Source organism: Natrinema salifodinae, from assembly GCF_900110455.1.
In the GTDB taxonomy this organism is placed as follows: Archaea; Halobacteriota; Halobacteria; order Halobacteriales; family Natrialbaceae; genus Natrinema; species Natrinema salifodinae.
The window spans coordinates 339345-355885 of record NZ_FOIS01000003.1 but is presented as its reverse complement, the minus strand read 5'-3'; the positions used below and the strand labels follow the sequence as shown (position 1 = coordinate 355885).

Sequence of the window (16541 nt, the reverse complement as noted above, 5' to 3'; positions counted from 1 at the left end):
CGCGTCCGACGGCTCGGTGACCGCGACGGCCCGGTCACGTCCGATGCCCATCGGATCGGCGGATCGCGGACTCGGTTTCGAGCGTACATTGGTTCGAAAGGGGGAGTGGCGGGGGATAAACGCAGTGATCGAATTGCTGAATCCGCACCTTCGTGGGAGTACATTGAGGGTTCCGGAAAATCGCACCGCACACCTCGGCCGGCCGCGGCGAAACCGGAACACTGTATGGGTGCGGTTGTGATAACGCCGCCATGACCTACCGCCTCGACGAGATCGACCGACGGATCATCCACGCGCTGATGGACGACGCTCGCGGTATCTCGGCGCCGACGATCGCGGAGGCCGTCAACGTCTCGCCGGGAACGATCCGAAACCGGATCTCGCAACTGGAGGACGAAGAGATCATCACTGGCTACCACGCGAACATCGACTTCGAACGCGCGGACGGCAGCCTGGCGAACCTGTTCATGTGCAACGCGCCGGTCTCCGAGCGAGAACCGATCGCCCGTCAGGCGCAGGTGATTCCGGGCGTGATCAACGTCCGGGAACTGATGACCGGGCGACGGAACCTCCACGTGCTGGCGGTCGGCAGGGACACGGACGATCTCCGGCGCATCGCCCGGTCGCTCTCGGACCTCGGCGTCGAGATCGAGGACGAGGTGCTCGTTCAAAACGAGACCTGGCAGTCGTACGCGCCGTACGGACCCGACGAGGATGCCCACCGCGAGACGGTCACGGACTTCATCAGCCTCTCGGGCGACGCGGAGGTCGCCGAGGTCACCGTCGATCCCGGGGCGCCGCTCGCCGGCGAGACCCTGGAACGGGCCGTTCGGCGGGACGTGCTCGACGATGACGCGCTCGTGGTCGCGATCGAGCGGGACGACGCCGTCCTGACCCCCCACGGCGACACCGAGATCCGGGCCGACGACATCGTCACGGTCTTCTCGCGGGGCGGGATCGACGACGGGACGGTCGCGGCGTTTCGCGGCGACGGCGAATCGGTGTAGTGGCTCGTGACGGAGCGATCGGCCGGATCTCTTTTTCTCTTCGTTTCTGATTCAGATCGGCCCGGGACCGCCGTTTATGGCACCGTTTCGACCGCTGGACCGCAATCCGCGGACCGAACTGCGATCCCCTCTCTGTAGTCAGTAACTGTATACGTGCTGCATGGTTACTGTGGACAAGTTATTTATAATTGTTCATCCTGCCCCTACGTATGACGGCAGGACCGCCGATAGACGAACTCCACTTCGAGGACGCACCGACCGTCGATTCCGTGCCCGGGCCGAGGACCCGGGAACTGCTCGAGAAGCAGCGCGAGATCGACAGCAGCGCGGTCGCCTATCCGAACGACATTCCGATCGCCTTCGAGGAGGGGAAGGGCGCGACGGTCCGCGACGCCGACGGCAACACCTACATCGACCTGTTCGCGGGCATCGGCGTGCTCAACGTCGGCCACGCGAACCCCTACGTGCTCGAGGCCGTCCACGACCAGGCGGACAAGTTCGTCCACACCGTCGACTTTCCGACCGAGGCCCGCCTCGAACTCATCGAGAAATTAGACGAGATCGCCCCGGACGGCCTCCAGGGGAACAACCGGGTCGTCTTCGGCGGCCCGACGGGCAGCGACGCCATCGAGGCCTCGATCAAACTGTCTAAGTACAACACCGGCGGCGACGGCCTCATCGCGTTCCGCGGGGCCTACCACGGCGCGACCACCGGCGCGATGAGCGTCACCTCGAACAAGAAGTTCAAAGGCCACTACACGCCCCTGCTCTCGGACGTCGTCCACGCACCGTATCCTCACCCGTTCCGTCAGGACAAGTCGCCCGAGGAAGCGGTCGATCACGCCCTCGAGGAAGTCCAGGCCATCGTCGAGGACCCCTACGGCGGCCTGGCGAATCCGGCCGGAATCGTCGTCGAACCGATTCAGGGCGAGGGCGGCATCGTCACGCCCCCGGAGGGTTTCCTCCAGGGTCTGCGCGACATCGCCGACGACAACGACGTCACGCTCGTCTTCGACGAGATCCAGAGCGGCCTCGGTCGCACCGGCCAGTGGTGGGCCAGCGATTGGGAGGGCGTCGCGCCCGACGTGATGACCTCCGCGAAGGCGCTGGGCGGCGTCGGCTTCCCGCTCTCGGCGACGATGTACAGGGAGGAACTGGACACGTGGGGCTCGGGCGACCACGCCGGCACCTACCGCGGCCACGTCGTTGGGATGCGCGCCGGCACCCGCGCCATCGAGTACATCCAGGACCACGACCTGCTGGCCCACGCTCGCGACCTCGGCGAGTACATTCAGGGTCGGCTCCGGGAGGCCGCCGACGAGACGGACCGCCTGGCCGACGTCCGCGGCAGGGGCCTGCTCATCGGCGCGGAGTTCGTCGACGCGGACGGGAATCCGGACGGCGACGTCGTCGACGCGATCCAGCGGTACTGCTTCGAACGCGGCGTGCTCGTCTGGACGGCCGGCCGCCACGGCAACGTGCTCCGATTCCTCCCGCCGCTGGTGCTCACGCATGACCTTGCCGAGACGGCGCTGGACGTTGTCGTCGAGGCGATCGAGCGAGCGACCGCAGACGCGGCGCAGACGGCCTAAGCGAACCGCTTTTACGAGTCACGCCACTGATCACGATGACCGACACCGACCGAATTCGGACCGACGACGCACCGAGCACCGACAATCCCTACTCCCAGGGCGTCCGCGCCGGCGACACGCTCTACGTCTCCGGCTACGGCCCCGTCGATCCCGAGACGGGCGACGCAGTAGAGGGCGACATCGAGGCGCAGACCGACCGGGTGCTCGACAACATCGCCGCGGTCGTCGACGAAGCCGGGGGCGACGGCCTGGCGGACGTCGTCAAGGTCACGGTCTACCTGACCGACCTCGACGACTACGAACGGGTCAACGAGGCCTACGGCGAGCGGTTCGACGAGATCCCGCCCGCTCGCGTCTGCGTGGAGGTCTCGCGGCTCCCCGAGGACGTCCGCGTGGAGCTGGACGCCGTCGCGTACCTGGGGTGATCGCCACCCCGTCGCGCCCGGTTCCCCTACTGTCACGTCGCACCCGGAATCGCTGCCCGGATTTCGGATCGATCGGCCGCATTCTACGGCGAACGTGCGTAAACTGCGGTCGATTATTGACCACGATTAAGTAGTTCCTCGTCCTAGTTTTGGGAAACGATGGCACACGAGGTCCGAAATCGGTTGAGCGAGTTACGTCGGGACTTCCACCGCCACCCCGAGCCGGGCTGGCGGGAGTTCCGGACGACGGCCCGCGTCGTCGAGGAACTCGAGCGGATCGGGGTCGACGAGATCGCCGTCGGTCGCGAGGTCCTGGCGACCGACGAGCGCATGGCCGTCCCCGACGCGTCGGAACTCGAGCCCTGGCGCGAGCGCGCCCGCCAGGCGGGCGTCCGATCGGACGTGCTCGAGCGGACCGCCGACGGCAATACGGGCGTCGTCGCGGTGGTCGAAGAGGGGGAGGGTCCCTGCGTCGGAGTGCGCGTCGATCTCGACGCCATTTCGATGCGGGAGTCGACCGAGGACGACCACCGGCCGGCTGCGGCGGGCTTTCGGTCGGAACACGACGGCTACATGCACGCCTGCGGCCACGACGCCCACCTGGCGATAGCGCTGGGGACGATCGAGGCGGTCAAGGACGGCGACTTCGAGGGGACGCTGAAGGTCTTCTTCCAGCCCGCCGAGGAGATCTCCGGCGGCGGGAAGGCGATGGCCGAGGGCGGCTACCTCGACGACGTCGACTACCTGCTCGCGCTCCACGTCGGCCTCGGCCACCCGACCGGCGAGTTCGTCGCCGGCGTCGAGAAACCGCTGGCGATGGCCCACGTGACCGCGACCTTCGAGGGCGCGAGCGCCCACGCGGGCAAAGCGCCCAACGAGGGCGGCAACGCGATGCAGGCCGCGGCGACCGCGATCCAGAACGCGTACGCGATCCCCCGGCACAGCGACGGGATGACCCGGGTGAACGTCGGCTCCATCGAGGGCGGCACCGCCAGCAACGTCATCGCCGAGGAGATCACGATCGAGGCGGAGGTCCGCGGCGAGACGACCGGTCTCATGGAGTACATGCGGACGGAACTCGAGCGCGTGCTGTACGCCGCCGCCGAGATGCACGACTGCGACGTCACGCCCCGTGTCGTCAGCGAGTCGCCCCGCGTCGACAGCCATCCCGCGCTCCGTGACCTGATCGGGAACGTCGCCTGGGGGGTCCCGGGCGTCGACCGCGTCGTTCCCGCCACGGACTTCGGCGCGAGCGAGGACGTGACGTACCTGATGCAGCGCGTCCAGGACAACAACGGCCTGGCCTCGTACGTCCTGATCGGGACCGACCACCCGACGAGCCACCACACGCCCACCTTCGACATCGACGAGGAGAGCCTCGATATCGGGGTCGCGGTGCTCTCCGAGACGGCGATCGAACTCGCCAGGCGGCGGCCGTAGCGAGCGCGGCCGTCGACCCGAATATGACATTCACATGTCGGGTTCGTGGGATCAGTAACGTTAATCCGCCCGCTCTCCATCTACCTGTGTATGAGTCAGGACGACGTGCCGGAGTCGCTGCGAACGGCGGCGGACTCGGATCGCCCGCGCGGAATCCTCACCCCCTCCGATCGTGATTTCTTGCTCGGCCGGAAGACCGACTACACGGACCACTCGAAAAAACAGAAGCGAAATCGGATTCGACGCCGCGTTCGGAACGGAATCCTCGATTTCAGCATTCTCTTCGAGTACTTAGAGGAACGCGACCGGGAGACGGTCTTCGATCCCGACGACGAGGAGCGCGACGCCTACACCCAGGGGATCACCGACATGCTCGCCTTCCTTCACCTGGGGACGATGGGCTACTACACGCCGTTCAAGGACATGCTCTCCGAGGGCGTCGGCAAGGCCGAACAGCGACTCGCCGGCTCGAACTATCGGATGGTCAACGTCGAGTTCAACGTCGAGCCCGTCGGTCAGATCGACGTCGACGAGGTCGTCGAGAAACTCGAGAACGAGGAGTTCGCCCAGCTCACCGACGAGGAACTGCGCGCGTTCGTGCGCCTGCTGACGATGTCCGACGCCTTCTCGCCGGCGGACACCCGCGAGGAGATCAAAGCGCGCGTCGACGAGTTCAGTGAGAGAGTCACTGAGAGCGCCGAGTCCCGCGAGCAAACGTTCGAGGAACTGACGAACGAACGCTGATGGACACTGGCGAACGCTAACGGACGGCGGATTCAGCCGATCACGCAGCCGTCGCCGGCCGTCTTCGACCTGGCTTTGCAGCGACCCTGAGATCCGAGCACTGCGGACCACGCGAGGATCGTCCCGTCCGTAATCCCACGAGGCGTCGCCTCCCACTTCGGGAGCGACTCGCGCCGCTATCACCTCGTTCTCGATAGCGTAGATCGCAGTAATTAGGCTTGAATCGGCCGTTATATACGTTCGGTCCGGTCCCGATTCGTGGCCGTTCGTTCGATCCCGAGCCAGGAGCTCCTATTCGTCGTGAGACCGCTATGTAAACATAATCTGTATATGTTTCCCGCTAGAGGGAAACGTTTATTGTATACACTGACGACCAAATCGGTATGCCATCACGCAGCATGGTAAACGGTAGGTGGAGGCACGACCGATCAGCACGCTACCGGCCGGTTCCGGGAGGTGAGACGGGATGAGCGACGGCGAGGAGGAGCGAGGGACGGGGATGGTCGATCAGTTCCTCGAGGAGATTGACCGGACCGTCTTCCTGTTCGGCGCGTTGCTGACGGTCGGCGTGATCGCGGCGTTCTTCATCAGTCCGACGACGGTCGAAAACGGCATCTCGTCGCTGAACGACTCGATGCTCGGTGCGTTCAACTGGGCGCTGTTGCTGATCGTGTTCCTGATCGTCGTCTTCCTGTTGTTCCTGATCGTCGGCCCGTGGGGATCGATCAGACTCGGCGACGAATCGCCGGAGTACAGCTTCCTGTCGTTCTTCGCGATGCTGTACTCGGCCGGCTTCGCGGCCGGCGTCGTGTTCTGGGGCCCGACCGAGGCGCTGTTCTACTACGACAGCCCCTCGCCGCTGTTCAACGTGCAGAGCGGCTCCGCCGAGGCGATGACCATCGCGGTCCAGCAGACGCTGTTCCACTGGGCCCTGCCCCAACTCGCGGTGTTTACGATCATGGGGATCGCGATCGGCTACTTCGCGTACAACTACGAGTCGGTGCCGCTTCGGGTGTCCTCGGCGCTGACTCCGATCATCGGGGCCGAGAACTTAGACGGCCCGGTCGCGAAGGTCGTCGACATTCTGGCGGTCTTCGCAACCATCGGCGGCGTGGCGACGTCGCTGGGCTTCATCGGGAGCCAGTTCGTCACCGGCCTCGACTATCAGTGGGGCATCAGCATCGGGAACGTCGGCATCCTCCTCGTCGTGACGATGATGACGCTGCTGTTTACGACCTCGATGGTGCTCGGGGTCGACAAGGGGATCCGCCGCCTCTCGAATTTCAACATGATCCTCTTCGTCGTCCTCATGATCGGGACGTTCATCGTCGGCCCGACGCTGTTCCTGATCCTGCTCGGCACCCAGGCCCTCGGCGGGATGGTCTCCGACTTCGTCTCGATGAGCCTCTTTACCGGCGCCGGCGCTTTCGGTGCGGGAAATCAGGAAGCGACGGAGTGGATGAACGCCTGGACGGTCTTCTACTGGGCGTGGGCGCTCTCGTGGTCTCCGTTCGCGGGCCTGTTCATCGCCCGCATCTCCAAGGGTCGGACCGTCCGCGAGGTCGCCTTCACCGGTATCGTCGCGACCTCCGCGGCCACCATCCCCTGGTTCACGTTCGTCGGCGGCACGTCCGTCTGGGCCCAGCACAACGGCGTCGCCGACTTCAGCGCGGTGATAGCCGGTGACGCCGGCGCGGAGGTCTCCGGCTTCATCCTCTTCGAGACGTTCCCCCTGGGATCCGTGTTCATGCTGGCCTTCATGATCCTCGTGACGACCTTCTTCGTCACGTCCGCGGACTCCTCGACGCTGGCCGTCTCGATGATGACGACCGGCGGGAAGGCCAGGCCGTCGACCATCAACCGGATCTTCTGGGGTGTCGTCCTCGGCTTGACGGCTGCGATCCTGATGATCCTCGGCGGCACGGGCAGCGCGAACACGCTCCAGCAGGCGGCGATCATCACCGGCACGCCCTTCGCCTTCGTCTGCTTCCTCGCGATGCTCTCGCTGATCAAGGACTTCGGCTCGGAGTACGGCCGCGTGCTCCTTCAGGACGAGACGGTGCTCGTCGGCTCGAGCGCGCAAACGGAAGCCGAATCGTCGCCCGCCGGCCCGGGCGGTCCCGTCGAATCGGACGACGACTGAGTCGTCCGCACCCTCCACCGCACCGATCGACGAGTCGTAGCCCGTCGCCGCGGCCGTCATGCTGTGTTTTCCCCGCCGGTATCGGGACCGATCCGAGGCAACCCATAACAAGTTTTAATGTACGAGGTACACATAAACTGTGTATGAATAGGGACACGGCGGAACCCGACGCGGACGCGCTCCCGGGTCCGAACGCGCAGCAGTGGGTCGACTTCCACCAGTCGTACTCGGCGCCCAGCGAGTACTCCCACGAGTTCGTCTGGGACGCGACCGGCGAGGCCGACGGCCCGTTCGTCACCGACGTCGACGGGAACGTCCTGTTGGACTTCACCTGCCACATCGGCGCCGCGCCGCTCGGCTACAACAACGAGAAGGTCCTCGGCAAGGTCCGCGAGTTCGACCTGGTCGAACCGATGAAGATCGCCGGCCAAGACATGTACTTCGGCGCCGGCCCGACGCCCGAGGAGTCGGCCGTCCCGGGGTCGAGCCACCTCATGGAGAAACTCATCGAGGTCTCGAGCCAGTACGGGATGGACACCGTCTTCCTCTCGAACTCGGGGGCCGAGGCCGTCGAGAACGCGATGAAGATCACCGCCGACTACCGGGCACCGTCGAAGTACGGCGTCGCCTTCGCCGGAAGCTTCCACGGGCGCACGCTCGGCACCCTCTCGATCACGAAGTCCAAGGAGGTCTACACGCGCCACTACCCCCAGATCGACGGCATCGAGACGATGCCGTTCTGCGACTGCACCGGCGACTGCGACTGCGGGTTCTTCACCGGCGCCGGCTCGCAGCTCCGCAACGCGCTCGCGCCCGAAGGCGGCCACATCGACCCCGACGAGATCTCCTTCCTCATCCTCGAGCCGATCCAGGGCGTCGGCGGCTACCGGTTCCCCAGCGAGGCGTTCGTGCGGGAGGTCGCCGACGTGAGCGACGAGTACGACATCCCCCTGATCGTCGACGAGATCCAGTCCGGCGTCGGCCGCACCGGCGAGATCTGGGCCTCGGATCACTACCCGATCGAACCCGACGTCATCGCCAGCGCGAAGGCCCTACGCGTCGGTGCGACGATTTCGCGCTCGGAGGTCTTCCCCAGCGAGAAGAATCGGCTGGGGTCGACCTTCGGCGGCGGCGACCTGCTCGGCTCGATGATGGGCGCGTTCACCCTCGAAGCGATTCGGGAGTACGACCTGCTCGACAACGCGACCGAACGCGGCGAGCAAGCGAAGGAACTCCTGCGCGACGACGCGCCCGACTGCGTCGAGGACGTCCGCGGCAAGGGCCTGATGCTGGCCGTCGAGTTCGACACGCCCGAGCGCCGGAGCGCGGTCGTCGAGGCGGCCCTCGAGCGCGGGCTCCTGACGCTAGGCTGCGGGAAGAAGACGATCCGGCTGCTCCCGCCGCTGGACGCGACCGAGCGCGAGATCGAGTTAGGGATCGGACTCTTCCTCGACGCGATCGAGGCGGTCGGGCCGAGCGCGACGGTCGCGTAACGGGTCTCACGCCTCGGGTTCGTCCCGCCGGTCGGTTTTCGTCCCTGCCACGAGTACGATCAGCGGTTGCCCCGAATCGATCAGGTAAACGGATACTGTTTCAGATCCGGTCCACCACCGGAACGGTGGATGTCACTCGAACGAGTGCTCGACGACGGAGACACCGTCGAGAGCCGCCAACGCTTCGAGTACGCCGTTCAGATGATCGGGGCCGCTCCCTTCGATCCCGATCGTTACGGGCGTGCGGTTCGGGTGATCGACCGACGTCCGCCGAGCGCGCTCGAAGGCGTCCAGTTCGGCCCCCTCGGCTTCGACGGTCTCGGCGACGTCGCCGACCGTCGTCGGCCAGGCGTCGACGGCTAGCCTGGCCTCGGCGTAGCGCCCGAGTTCGTGGAGGCCGGTGCGGGTCAGTTCGGCGTGTTCGGTGAGGTCGACGTTGCCGCCGGAGACGACGACCGCGACGCGCTCCCCTTCGAGGTCGAGGTCGTCGGAGAGCGCGGCCGCCAGGGGCGCTGCGCCGGCACCCTCGGCGACGGTCTTGGCGCGCTCGGCCAGCAGAGTCACGGCGGTCGCGATCTCGCGGTCGCTGACGCTGACGACGCCGTCGACGACCTCGCGGGCGATCGCGAAGGTGGTCTCGAGCATGCGGGTGTCGGCGATCCCCTCCGCGACGGTGTCGACGGCCGCGAGTTCGCGGATCTCGCCGCGCTCGAGGGACGGCTTCGCGTGTGCGGCGCCCTCGGGTTGGACGCCGATCACGCGAATATCGGGATCGCGAGCCTTCAGCGCCGTTCCGATCCCCGAGATGAGCCCGCCGCCGCCGATGGCGACGAGGACGGCGTCGACGTCGGGGTACTGCTCGAGCAGTTCGAGGCCGACGGTCCCCTGGCCGGCGACGATGGCCTCGTCGTCGAAGGGGTGGACGAACGTCTCGCCGGTCTCGGCGGCCCGATCGAGGGCGTGCTCGTAGGAGCGCTCGTAGATGTCGCCCTCGACGACGACCGCGGCGCCGTAGCCGCGGGTGGCCTCAATCTTCGCCGCCGGCGTCACCTCGGGGACGACGATCGTCGTGTCGATGTCGAGCATGTCGCCGGCCAGCGCGACGCCTTGGGCATGGTTGCCCGCGCTCGCGGAGATGACGCCGGCCTCGCGCTCGTCGGTCGAGAGCCGGGCCATCTTGTTGTACGCGCCACGGATCTTGAACGAGCCCGTGCGCTGGACGTTCTCGAGTTTGAGCCCGATCGAGGCTGCGCCGCTCAGGCCGGCGAACGTCCGCGAGGTGTCCAGCGGCGTGCAGTGGACGACGTCGGCGATGCGCTCCCGGGCCGCCTCGACATCCTCGATGGTGACGGGGGCCCGGTCCGGTCCGTTCGACGCATCCCGCTCGGGCGGCTCGCTCCGTTCGCCGCCCCCGCTCATCCGTCGACCTCCGCGTTCGCGACGTCCGTGCGCGATCCGTCCTCCGGCTCCGCGTGCGCCACCGGATGTCTGCGCTCGAGCGCCCGGATCGCACCGACGAGGACGGCGACGCCGTGTTCGAGGCTCGTCTCGTCGACGTCGAACGTCGGCGTGTGGTGGCTCGTCGGGTGGTCGGTGCCGACGATCAGGTAGCTCGCCAGGCCGCCCGCGCGCTGGACGCGGTCCATCAGGAAGGTCGCGTCCTCGCTCGCGCCGAACTCGGCGGCCGGAAGCACGCTGTCGATCCCGTCGACGTCGGTCGCGACCTCGCTGACGACGGTCTGGAGTTCGAGGTCGCTGTCGGCGCGGGGCGACTCGCTGACGACCTCGACGTCGGCCCGGCAGTCGTGCATCGTCGCCGCCGATTTGACGGTGCGCTCGAGGCGGCGCTTTACGTACTCCATCAGCGCGGTGGTCTCGCCGCGGGCCTCGCACTCCATATGGGCGCGCTCGGCGATGATATTGCTCGCGGTCCCGGCCTCAGCCCTGCCGATGTTCACCCGGGTCATCCCGTCCGCGTGCCGGGGGATGCCGTAGGCGTTCTCGATCGCGGTCCCCATGGCGTGCATGGCGTTGGCCCCCTCGTTGGGGGCCTTGCCCGCGTGCGCGGCGCTGCCCTCGATCGTCGCGTCGACGTGACACATCGCCAGGGGCTTCTCGATCCCGGCGACGACCTCGCCGGTCGGGTGATCGAGGCCGACGTGGACCGCGAGCAGGTAGTCCAGGCCCTCGGCGAACTCGCTTTTCGCCATCGGACACCCGCCGCCGCTTACCTCCTCGGCGGGCTGGAAGAAGACGACCAGGCGACCCGCGAAGTCGCTGTCGGCGATTCGCTCGAGGGCGGCCAGGCCCCAGGTCATGTGGACGTCGTGGCCGCAGGCGTGCATCGTCTCCTCTATTTCGGAGCGAAAGCCCTCGGACGCGGGGTCGTGGGCTGCGTCGGTCGATTCCTCGATGAACAGCGCGTCGATGTCGACCCGAAGGCCGATCGTCGGGCCCTCGCCGCGCTCGAGGACGGCGACGGCGCCGGTGTTACCGCCGGCCATCCGCTCGAGCAGGGCCGCGTCGGCGCCGCGCTCGCGGGCACGCTCGACCCACGGCTCGAGGTCCTTGTCGGGGACGGCCATCCGATCGGCGGGGTCGTAAGCGTCCGGGCCGACGGCCAGTTCGTCGACGCCGATAGCCCGGATCTCCTCGACGAGTCGGGCAGTGGTGTAGAACTCGCGCCACGCCGGCTCGGGGTGGCGGTGGAGACTCCGTCGAAGGGTGACCAGGCGGTCCCGTACCGGTTCGCTCATGCGAGGTGGTGACGCGCCCCACTGACTTAATTGTACACAATCAGCGTTTACGTCGAGTACACAAAAAGATAAGAGAGAGGATGACAATCGTCGGATATCGCGTCGCGTGACGCACGAGGAACCCACTATGAGCACGAATCCAGCGAACCCGGATATCGTCGTCCTGCGAGAGGGGACGGAGGGACTGTCGATGGAGTCGTACGCCGAGACGCTGCGCGAGCGGCTGCCCGACCGAACGGTCGCGCTCGCGCGGACGCCGGCGGAGGAACGCGAACTCGTCGAACGGGCGCGGGTCGCGACGGGCATCTCGATCGAGGAAGACCGCCTCGAGCGCGCCGAGCGGCTCGAACTGTTCGCGTGTACCTTCGCCGGCACCGATCACCTCCCGACGGACGCCCTGGCCGAGCGCGGGGTCGCCGTGACCAACGCGGGCGGGATCCACGCGCCCGGCATCGCCGAGCAGACGATCGGCAACATGCTCGTCTTCGCCCGCCGGCTCCACGAGGGCTGGCGCCGCAAGCAAAACGGCGAGTGGCGCCACTTCCAATCCCACGAGTTCACCGACAGCACCGTCACGATCGTCGGCCTCGGCTCGATCGGCCAGGCGGTCGTCCAACGGCTCGAGGGCTTCGAGGTCGAGACGATCGGCATCCGCTACACGCCCGAGAAGGGTGGCCCGACCGACGAGGTACTCGGCTTCGAGGCGGAGGACGTCCACGAGGCCTTCGCCCGCAGCGACTACGTCGTCCTCGCCTGTCCGCTCAACGACCTGACCTGCGGCCTCGTCGGCGAGGCGGAGTTAGCGACGCTCCCACCGACCGCCGTCGTCGTCAACGCGGCCCGCGGCGGGATCGTCGACACCGACGCGCTCGTCGCTGCATTGCAATCGAACAAGATTCGCGGGGCCGCCCTCGACGTCACCGACCCCGAACCGCTCCCGAACGACCACCCGCTCTGGGACCTCGAGAACTGCCTGATCACGCCCCACACCGGCGGCCACACGCCCAAGCACTGGGACCGCCTGGCGGACATCGTCGCGCACAACGTCGAGGCGCTCGCGACCGGCGACGACCTCGAGAACGCGGTTCGCCGGCCGGAATCGGACTGAGAGCCGGTCCGCTCGAATATAGATCTAGACTCCGCACTCGGCCGCAGCGATCACTCCTCCGGTCCCGGCTCGTTCTCGTCCGCGTCGAAGGAAACCGCCGTTCCGTTTTCCCCGGACGAGTCGTCGGACCGGTTCGCGTCGCCGGCGGTTCCGGTGGTACTGGGGGCGTCGGCTTCGGCGAACCCGCCGCTCAAGACCCGCGTTAACGCTTCCTCGAGCCCCTCGTCGGTTTCGGTGACCCGCTCGGGCTCGACCTCGGCGACGAAGCCCGAACTGATGTTCGGCGACGTGGGAATAAAGACCACCTCGCGGCCGTCGTCGGTGACGCGGCCGGTCTTGAACGCCGTCATCTGGAGGCCGTCCCAGCTCTCGACCCTGACGGCCGACTGGAGCGTCTCACCCTCGCCGAGCGTAGTCTCGGCGGTAACTTTCGACGCGTTGTAGACGATTCGCAACCCGGGAACCCGGTTCGCCAGGCCGTCGACGCTCCGCGCGAAGACGTCGCCGATCGTCGTCCGCGTGAGCACGCCGGCGCCGAGCGTCACCAGCGCGACAACGCAGAGCGGAAGGACGACGCGGAGACCGGCGACGAGCAGCGAGCGGGTCGGCTCGTGGGCGACCAGGCCGCCCAGTGTGCCGTCGTCGAACAGGACCAGCGGCGTGACGCCGGTGACCAGTGCCGTGATTCGATACACGACGTACAGCGTGATGAGTATCGGCCCGAGCAGGATGAGCCCGCTCGCGAATTCCCGCTTCCACGACCCCATGATCGAACCGTGTGACCGCGGGACTATGATACCTCGCTTTCTCTCGGCCGCGATCGAGCGGGGGAAGGAAGCGGAACGGACCCGAAGTAGCGCGGCGGAACCCGCTCGAGTGGCCCGGATCACGCGGTAAACAGCCGCCGCGGGAAGTCGGCTAGCGTCTCCGCGCCGCTGCCGGTGACGCGGAACGTCTCGCTGATCTCCATGCCGACCTCCTCGGTCCAGATGCCGGGGATCATGTGGAAGGTCATGTCCTCCTCGAGGACGGTCTCGTCGCCCGGCCGGATGCTCGCGGTGTGTTCGCCCCAGTCCGGTGGGTAACCCAGACCCATCGAGTAGCCGATGCGGTCCTCCTTTTCGATGTCGTACCGCGCGATCGTCTCCCGCCAGGCTTTCTCGACGGCCTCGCAGGTGACGCCGGGTTCGACGGCATCGAGCGCGGCCTCGATCCCCTCGACGACGACCTCGGCGGTGTGCTCGAGTTCCGCGGGCGGGTCGCCGACGAACGTCGTGCGGGCCAGCGGCGAATGGTATCGGTGGCGACAGCCCGAAAGCTCGATGATGACCGGGTCGCCCTCCTCGAACCGCCGGTCAGTCCAGGTCAGGTGCGGCGTGCCCGTGTGCTCGCCGGAGGGCATCAGCGGGACGATCGAGGGGTAGTCGCCGCCGTACTCCTCGGCGCCGGTGATCAACTGCTCGTAGATCGCGGCCGCGGCCTCGTACTCCGGCACGCCGTCCTCGATCGTCTCCAGGCCCGCCCGCATCGCGTTCTCGGAGATCCGGGCCGCCTGGCGCATGTACTCGAGTTCCCGTTCGGACTTCGTGATCCGGAGCCAGCCGACCAGCAGCGTCGCGTCCTCGAACGCAGCCTCGGGGAGGTTCTTCCGCAGGCGCGTGTACGATTTCGCGGAGAAGGTGGCGGCGTCCATCTCGAGGCCGATCCGGCCGTCGGCGACGTCCAGTTCCTCGAGCACGCCCGCGACGTAGTCCATTGGGTGGAGATCGGACGGCGAGTGGACGTGGTCGTCGCTGTACGCGCGGATGCTCTCCTCGGCGAGGTGGGTCGTCGCCTGCGCGCCACCCGCGTCCATTCCGCGGCCAATCCAGATCGGTTCGTCGCGGTCGGGCGTGACCACGACGGCCTGGTGGACGTAGAACGACCAGCCGTCGTAGCCCGTCAAGTAGTTCATGTTCGCGGGGTCGGCGACGACGATGGCGTCGAGGTCCGCCTCGCGTAATCGCTCTTTCGTCCGCGAGACCCGGCGTTCGTACTCGCTCTCGTCGAAGATGGCACGTGACATGATACCAAGACCTATACACCTCACATCGATCAGGAATGCTAAAAACTTTTCGTGTATGGCGAAAACGGATAGTGTGTATATATCCGGCCGACGGAGCGATTTCGAGGGGGGTGTGAGTCGCGGTCACTGGCCCGCGTCGAACCACCGCCGATTAAGAGACGCCGGTTCGTCCCCGCGGACATGGCAGTACTCGAGACAGTCGCGATCGCGTTCTGGGCGATGTTGCCCGCCTACGTCCCCAACAACGCCGCGGTGTTGGCCGGCGGTGGCCGACCGATCGACGGCGGCCGGACGTGGGGGGACAGACGGGTGCTCGGCGACGGGAAGACCTGGCGCGGCACGGCGATGGGAATCCTCGCGGGCGTCGCGCTCGCGACGGTCCTGACGCTCGTCGCGGACGGCGTCGGCGCCGCGCTCGGGTTCGACGTGCCGGCGTTCACGCCGCTCGCGGCGATCGGCCTGGCCGCCGGCGCCATGCTGGGCGACATCCTGGCCTCGTTCCTCAAGCGCCGGACCGGCCGCCAGCGCGGCGCGATGTTCCCCGGACTCGACCAACTCGACTTCGTCGTCGTCTCCCTGCCGCTGACCGCGTTGCTGGCGACCGACTGGTTCCGGACCTGGTTTACCCTCGACGTCATCCTCGTCGTCGTCGTGCTCACGCCGATACTGCACGTGACGACGAACATGATCGCGTACAAGCTCGGGCTGAAGAACGAGCCCTGGTAGCGCTCTCTCCGCTCCGTCTTCCTCGCAGCGAATACACTACTACTCCAGCGCGTCTTGCAGATCCGCGACGGCGTCCTCGTAGGCTTCGTGCGCGCGCTCTACGTCCACCGGCTCGGTGATCATTCCGAAGAAGCCGTGGATCACATCGTCGTAATGGTGGTACTCGACGGGCACGCCGGCCGCCTCCAATCGCTCGGCGTAGGCCGCCCCGTCGTCTCGCAGCGGATCGAACCCGGCCGTGATGACCGTCGCCGGCGGCAGCTCCGAAAGGTCGTGTGCGAGTCTGGGCATCGCGTAGACGTTCCCCTCGTCGATCTCGCGTTCGAAGTAGTGGTCGCGGAACCAGGCCATGTCGGCTTTCGTCAGGAAGTAGTCCTCGCCGTTCTCCTCGTAGGCGTCCGTCTTCGTCACGTCGCCGGTTCCGGGATAGACCAGAAGCTGGTAGGTGATCTCCGGACCGCCTCGGTCCCGGACGAGCAGCGAGAGGCCGGCCGCTAAGCTGCCGCCGGCGCTGTCGCCGGCGACGGCGATCCGGTCGGGATCGGCACCCAGATCGGGCGCGGCCTCGGCGGCCCACTCGAGCGCGGCGTAGCAGTCCCGCAGCCCCTCGGGGAAGGGGTGTTCGGGCGCCAGGCCGTAGTCGACGCTGACGACGGGATACCCCGACTCGGCGGCCAGTTTCCGACAGGTGCCGTCGTGGGTGTCGACGCTGCCGATGACCCAGCCGCCGCCGTGGAAGTAAAGGATCAGGGGTCGCTCGTCGCCCTCGGTGCCCGGCTCGTAGATCCGAAGCGGAAGGTCGCCGCGGGGACCGTCGATGGTCCGGTCCTCGACGCTCGCAAGTTCGATCTCGGGCTCGCCGGAGGCGCGCAACTCCTCGAACATCCGGCGGGCCTCGGCGGCCGAGACCTCGTCGAACGACGGCGCGTCGAGCGAGTCGTACAGTTCGAGGAACTCCTGTACCTCCGGATGGGGTTCGTCCGCGCTGGTCGGTGTCATCGTTCGATAGGCTTCGGTTCCGTGACAAAAAACCTACCTGCGC

14 protein-coding genes are annotated in these 16541 nt (G+C 67.2%); 9 read left to right on the top strand and 5 right to left on the bottom strand.

The features are described 5' to 3' along the window. Positions 1-251: 251 nt before the first annotated feature. The 7 genes from BMY29_RS11835 (at position 252) to BMY29_RS11805 (ending at position 8844) form a co-directional block, all read left to right on the top strand. The gene (locus tag BMY29_RS11835) at positions 252-1007 is read left to right on the top strand and encodes an Lrp/AsnC family transcriptional regulator (RefSeq protein WP_049988871.1); all 756 of its coding nucleotides are present in this window, start codon (positions 252-254) and stop codon (positions 1005-1007) included. A gap of 209 nt (positions 1008-1216) precedes the next feature. Then, on the top strand, positions 1217-2599 hold the full coding sequence (locus BMY29_RS11830) for an aspartate aminotransferase family protein (protein WP_049988870.1): 1383 nt from the start codon (positions 1217-1219) through the stop codon (positions 2597-2599). Positions 2600-2634: 35 nt separating this feature from the next. Beyond that, positions 2635-3024 carry a Rid family detoxifying hydrolase gene (locus BMY29_RS11825; RefSeq protein ID WP_049988869.1) on the top strand — a complete coding sequence of 130 codons (390 nt, stop codon included), beginning with the start codon at positions 2635-2637 and terminating at the stop codon, positions 3022-3024. A 159-nt stretch (positions 3025-3183) separates the two neighbouring features. Then, the gene (locus tag BMY29_RS11820; RefSeq protein WP_049988868.1) at positions 3184-4464 is read left to right on the top strand and encodes an amidohydrolase; all 1281 of its coding nucleotides are present in this window, start codon (positions 3184-3186) and stop codon (positions 4462-4464) included. A gap of 90 nt (positions 4465-4554) precedes the next feature. Beyond that, on the top strand, positions 4555-5208 hold the full coding sequence (locus tag BMY29_RS11815; RefSeq protein WP_049988867.1) for a DUF8102 family protein: 654 nt from the start codon (positions 4555-4557) through the stop codon (positions 5206-5208). A gap of 466 nt (positions 5209-5674) precedes the next feature. After that, positions 5675-7351, top strand: coding sequence for a BCCT family transporter (locus tag BMY29_RS11810; protein WP_049988866.1), 1677 nt, complete (start codon positions 5675-5677; stop codon positions 7349-7351). 143 nt (positions 7352-7494) lie between these two features. Continuing rightward, positions 7495-8844: an aminotransferase class III-fold pyridoxal phosphate-dependent enzyme gene (locus BMY29_RS11805; RefSeq protein ID WP_049988865.1), complete on the top strand. Its 1350-nt coding sequence runs from the start codon at positions 7495-7497 to the stop codon at positions 8842-8844. Positions 8845-8976: 132 nt separating this feature from the next. On the opposite strand, the gene ilvA is transcribed toward BMY29_RS11805, so the two are convergent. Both ilvA and BMY29_RS11795 read right to left on the bottom strand, forming a co-directional pair. Continuing rightward, positions 8977-10263, bottom strand: a complete 1287-nt coding sequence (gene ilvA / locus BMY29_RS11800) for a threonine ammonia-lyase (protein ID WP_049988864.1) — start codon at positions 10261-10263, stop codon at positions 8977-8979. Continuing rightward, positions 10260-11600, bottom strand: coding sequence for an amidohydrolase (locus tag BMY29_RS11795; RefSeq protein WP_049988863.1), 1341 nt, complete (start codon positions 11598-11600; stop codon positions 10260-10262). The genes ilvA and BMY29_RS11795 overlap by 4 nt, the downstream gene beginning before the upstream one ends. Before the next feature lie 127 nt (positions 11601-11727). Here BMY29_RS11795 and BMY29_RS11790 point away from each other — a divergent pair, with 127 nt between their 5' ends. After that, on the top strand, positions 11728-12708 hold the full coding sequence (locus BMY29_RS11790) for an NAD(P)-dependent oxidoreductase (RefSeq protein ID WP_049988862.1): 981 nt from the start codon (positions 11728-11730) through the stop codon (positions 12706-12708). Positions 12709-12758: 50 nt separating this feature from the next. On the opposite strand, the gene BMY29_RS11785 is transcribed toward BMY29_RS11790, so the two are convergent. Continuing rightward, the gene (locus BMY29_RS11785; RefSeq protein WP_074854737.1) at positions 12759-13475 is read right to left on the bottom strand and encodes a DUF502 domain-containing protein; all 717 of its coding nucleotides are present in this window, start codon (positions 13473-13475) and stop codon (positions 12759-12761) included. Positions 13476-13594: 119 nt separating this feature from the next. Beyond that, the gene (locus tag BMY29_RS11780) at positions 13595-14773 is read right to left on the bottom strand and encodes a M24 family metallopeptidase (protein ID WP_049988861.1); all 1179 of its coding nucleotides are present in this window, start codon (positions 14771-14773) and stop codon (positions 13595-13597) included. Between the two features lie 180 nt (positions 14774-14953). Here BMY29_RS11780 and BMY29_RS11775 point away from each other — a divergent pair, with 180 nt between their 5' ends. Beyond that, positions 14954-15499 (top strand): CDP-2,3-bis-(O-geranylgeranyl)-sn-glycerol synthase, encoded by a 546-nt coding sequence (locus BMY29_RS11775; RefSeq protein WP_049988860.1) that lies wholly within the window; start codon positions 14954-14956, stop codon positions 15497-15499. 39 nt (positions 15500-15538) lie between these two features. Here BMY29_RS11775 and BMY29_RS11770 read toward each other — a convergent pair whose 3' ends face one another. Beyond that, positions 15539-16498 carry an alpha/beta hydrolase gene (locus BMY29_RS11770; protein ID WP_049988859.1) on the bottom strand — a complete coding sequence of 320 codons (960 nt, stop codon included), beginning with the start codon at positions 16496-16498 and terminating at the stop codon, positions 15539-15541. Positions 16499-16541: the final 43 nt, after the last annotated feature.

What these genes read in the sequence shown, in the direction of transcription:
- BMY29_RS11835 (WP_049988871.1), top strand. Translation starts at nt 252, where the DNA reads ATGACCTACCGCCTCGACGAGATCGACCGACGGATCATCCACGCGCTG.
- BMY29_RS11830 (WP_049988870.1), top strand. Translation starts at nt 1,217, where the DNA reads ATGACGGCAGGACCGCCGATAGACGAACTCCACTTCGAGGACGCACCG.
- BMY29_RS11825 (WP_049988869.1), top strand. Translation starts at nt 2,635, where the DNA reads ATGACCGACACCGACCGAATTCGGACCGACGACGCACCGAGCACCGAC.
- BMY29_RS11820 (WP_049988868.1), top strand. Translation starts at nt 3,184, where the DNA reads ATGGCACACGAGGTCCGAAATCGGTTGAGCGAGTTACGTCGGGACTTC.
- BMY29_RS11815 (WP_049988867.1), top strand. Translation starts at nt 4,555, where the DNA reads ATGAGTCAGGACGACGTGCCGGAGTCGCTGCGAACGGCGGCGGACTCG.
- BMY29_RS11810 (WP_049988866.1), top strand. Translation starts at nt 5,675, where the DNA reads ATGAGCGACGGCGAGGAGGAGCGAGGGACGGGGATGGTCGATCAGTTC.
- BMY29_RS11805 (WP_049988865.1), top strand. Translation starts at nt 7,495, where the DNA reads ATGAATAGGGACACGGCGGAACCCGACGCGGACGCGCTCCCGGGTCCG.
- ilvA (WP_049988864.1), bottom strand. Translation starts at nt 10,263, where the DNA reads ATGAGCGGGGGCGGCGAACGGAGCGAGCCGCCCGAGCGGGATGCGTCG.
- BMY29_RS11795 (WP_049988863.1), bottom strand. Translation starts at nt 11,600, where the DNA reads ATGAGCGAACCGGTACGGGACCGCCTGGTCACCCTTCGACGGAGTCTC.
- BMY29_RS11790 (WP_049988862.1), top strand. Translation starts at nt 11,728, where the DNA reads ATGAGCACGAATCCAGCGAACCCGGATATCGTCGTCCTGCGAGAGGGG.
- BMY29_RS11785 (WP_074854737.1), bottom strand. Translation starts at nt 13,475, where the DNA reads ATGGGGTCGTGGAAGCGGGAATTCGCGAGCGGGCTCATCCTGCTCGGG.
- BMY29_RS11780 (WP_049988861.1), bottom strand. Translation starts at nt 14,773, where the DNA reads ATGTCACGTGCCATCTTCGACGAGAGCGAGTACGAACGCCGGGTCTCG.
- BMY29_RS11775 (WP_049988860.1), top strand. Translation starts at nt 14,954, where the DNA reads ATGGCAGTACTCGAGACAGTCGCGATCGCGTTCTGGGCGATGTTGCCC.
- BMY29_RS11770 (WP_049988859.1), bottom strand. Translation starts at nt 16,498, where the DNA reads ATGACACCGACCAGCGCGGACGAACCCCATCCGGAGGTACAGGAGTTC.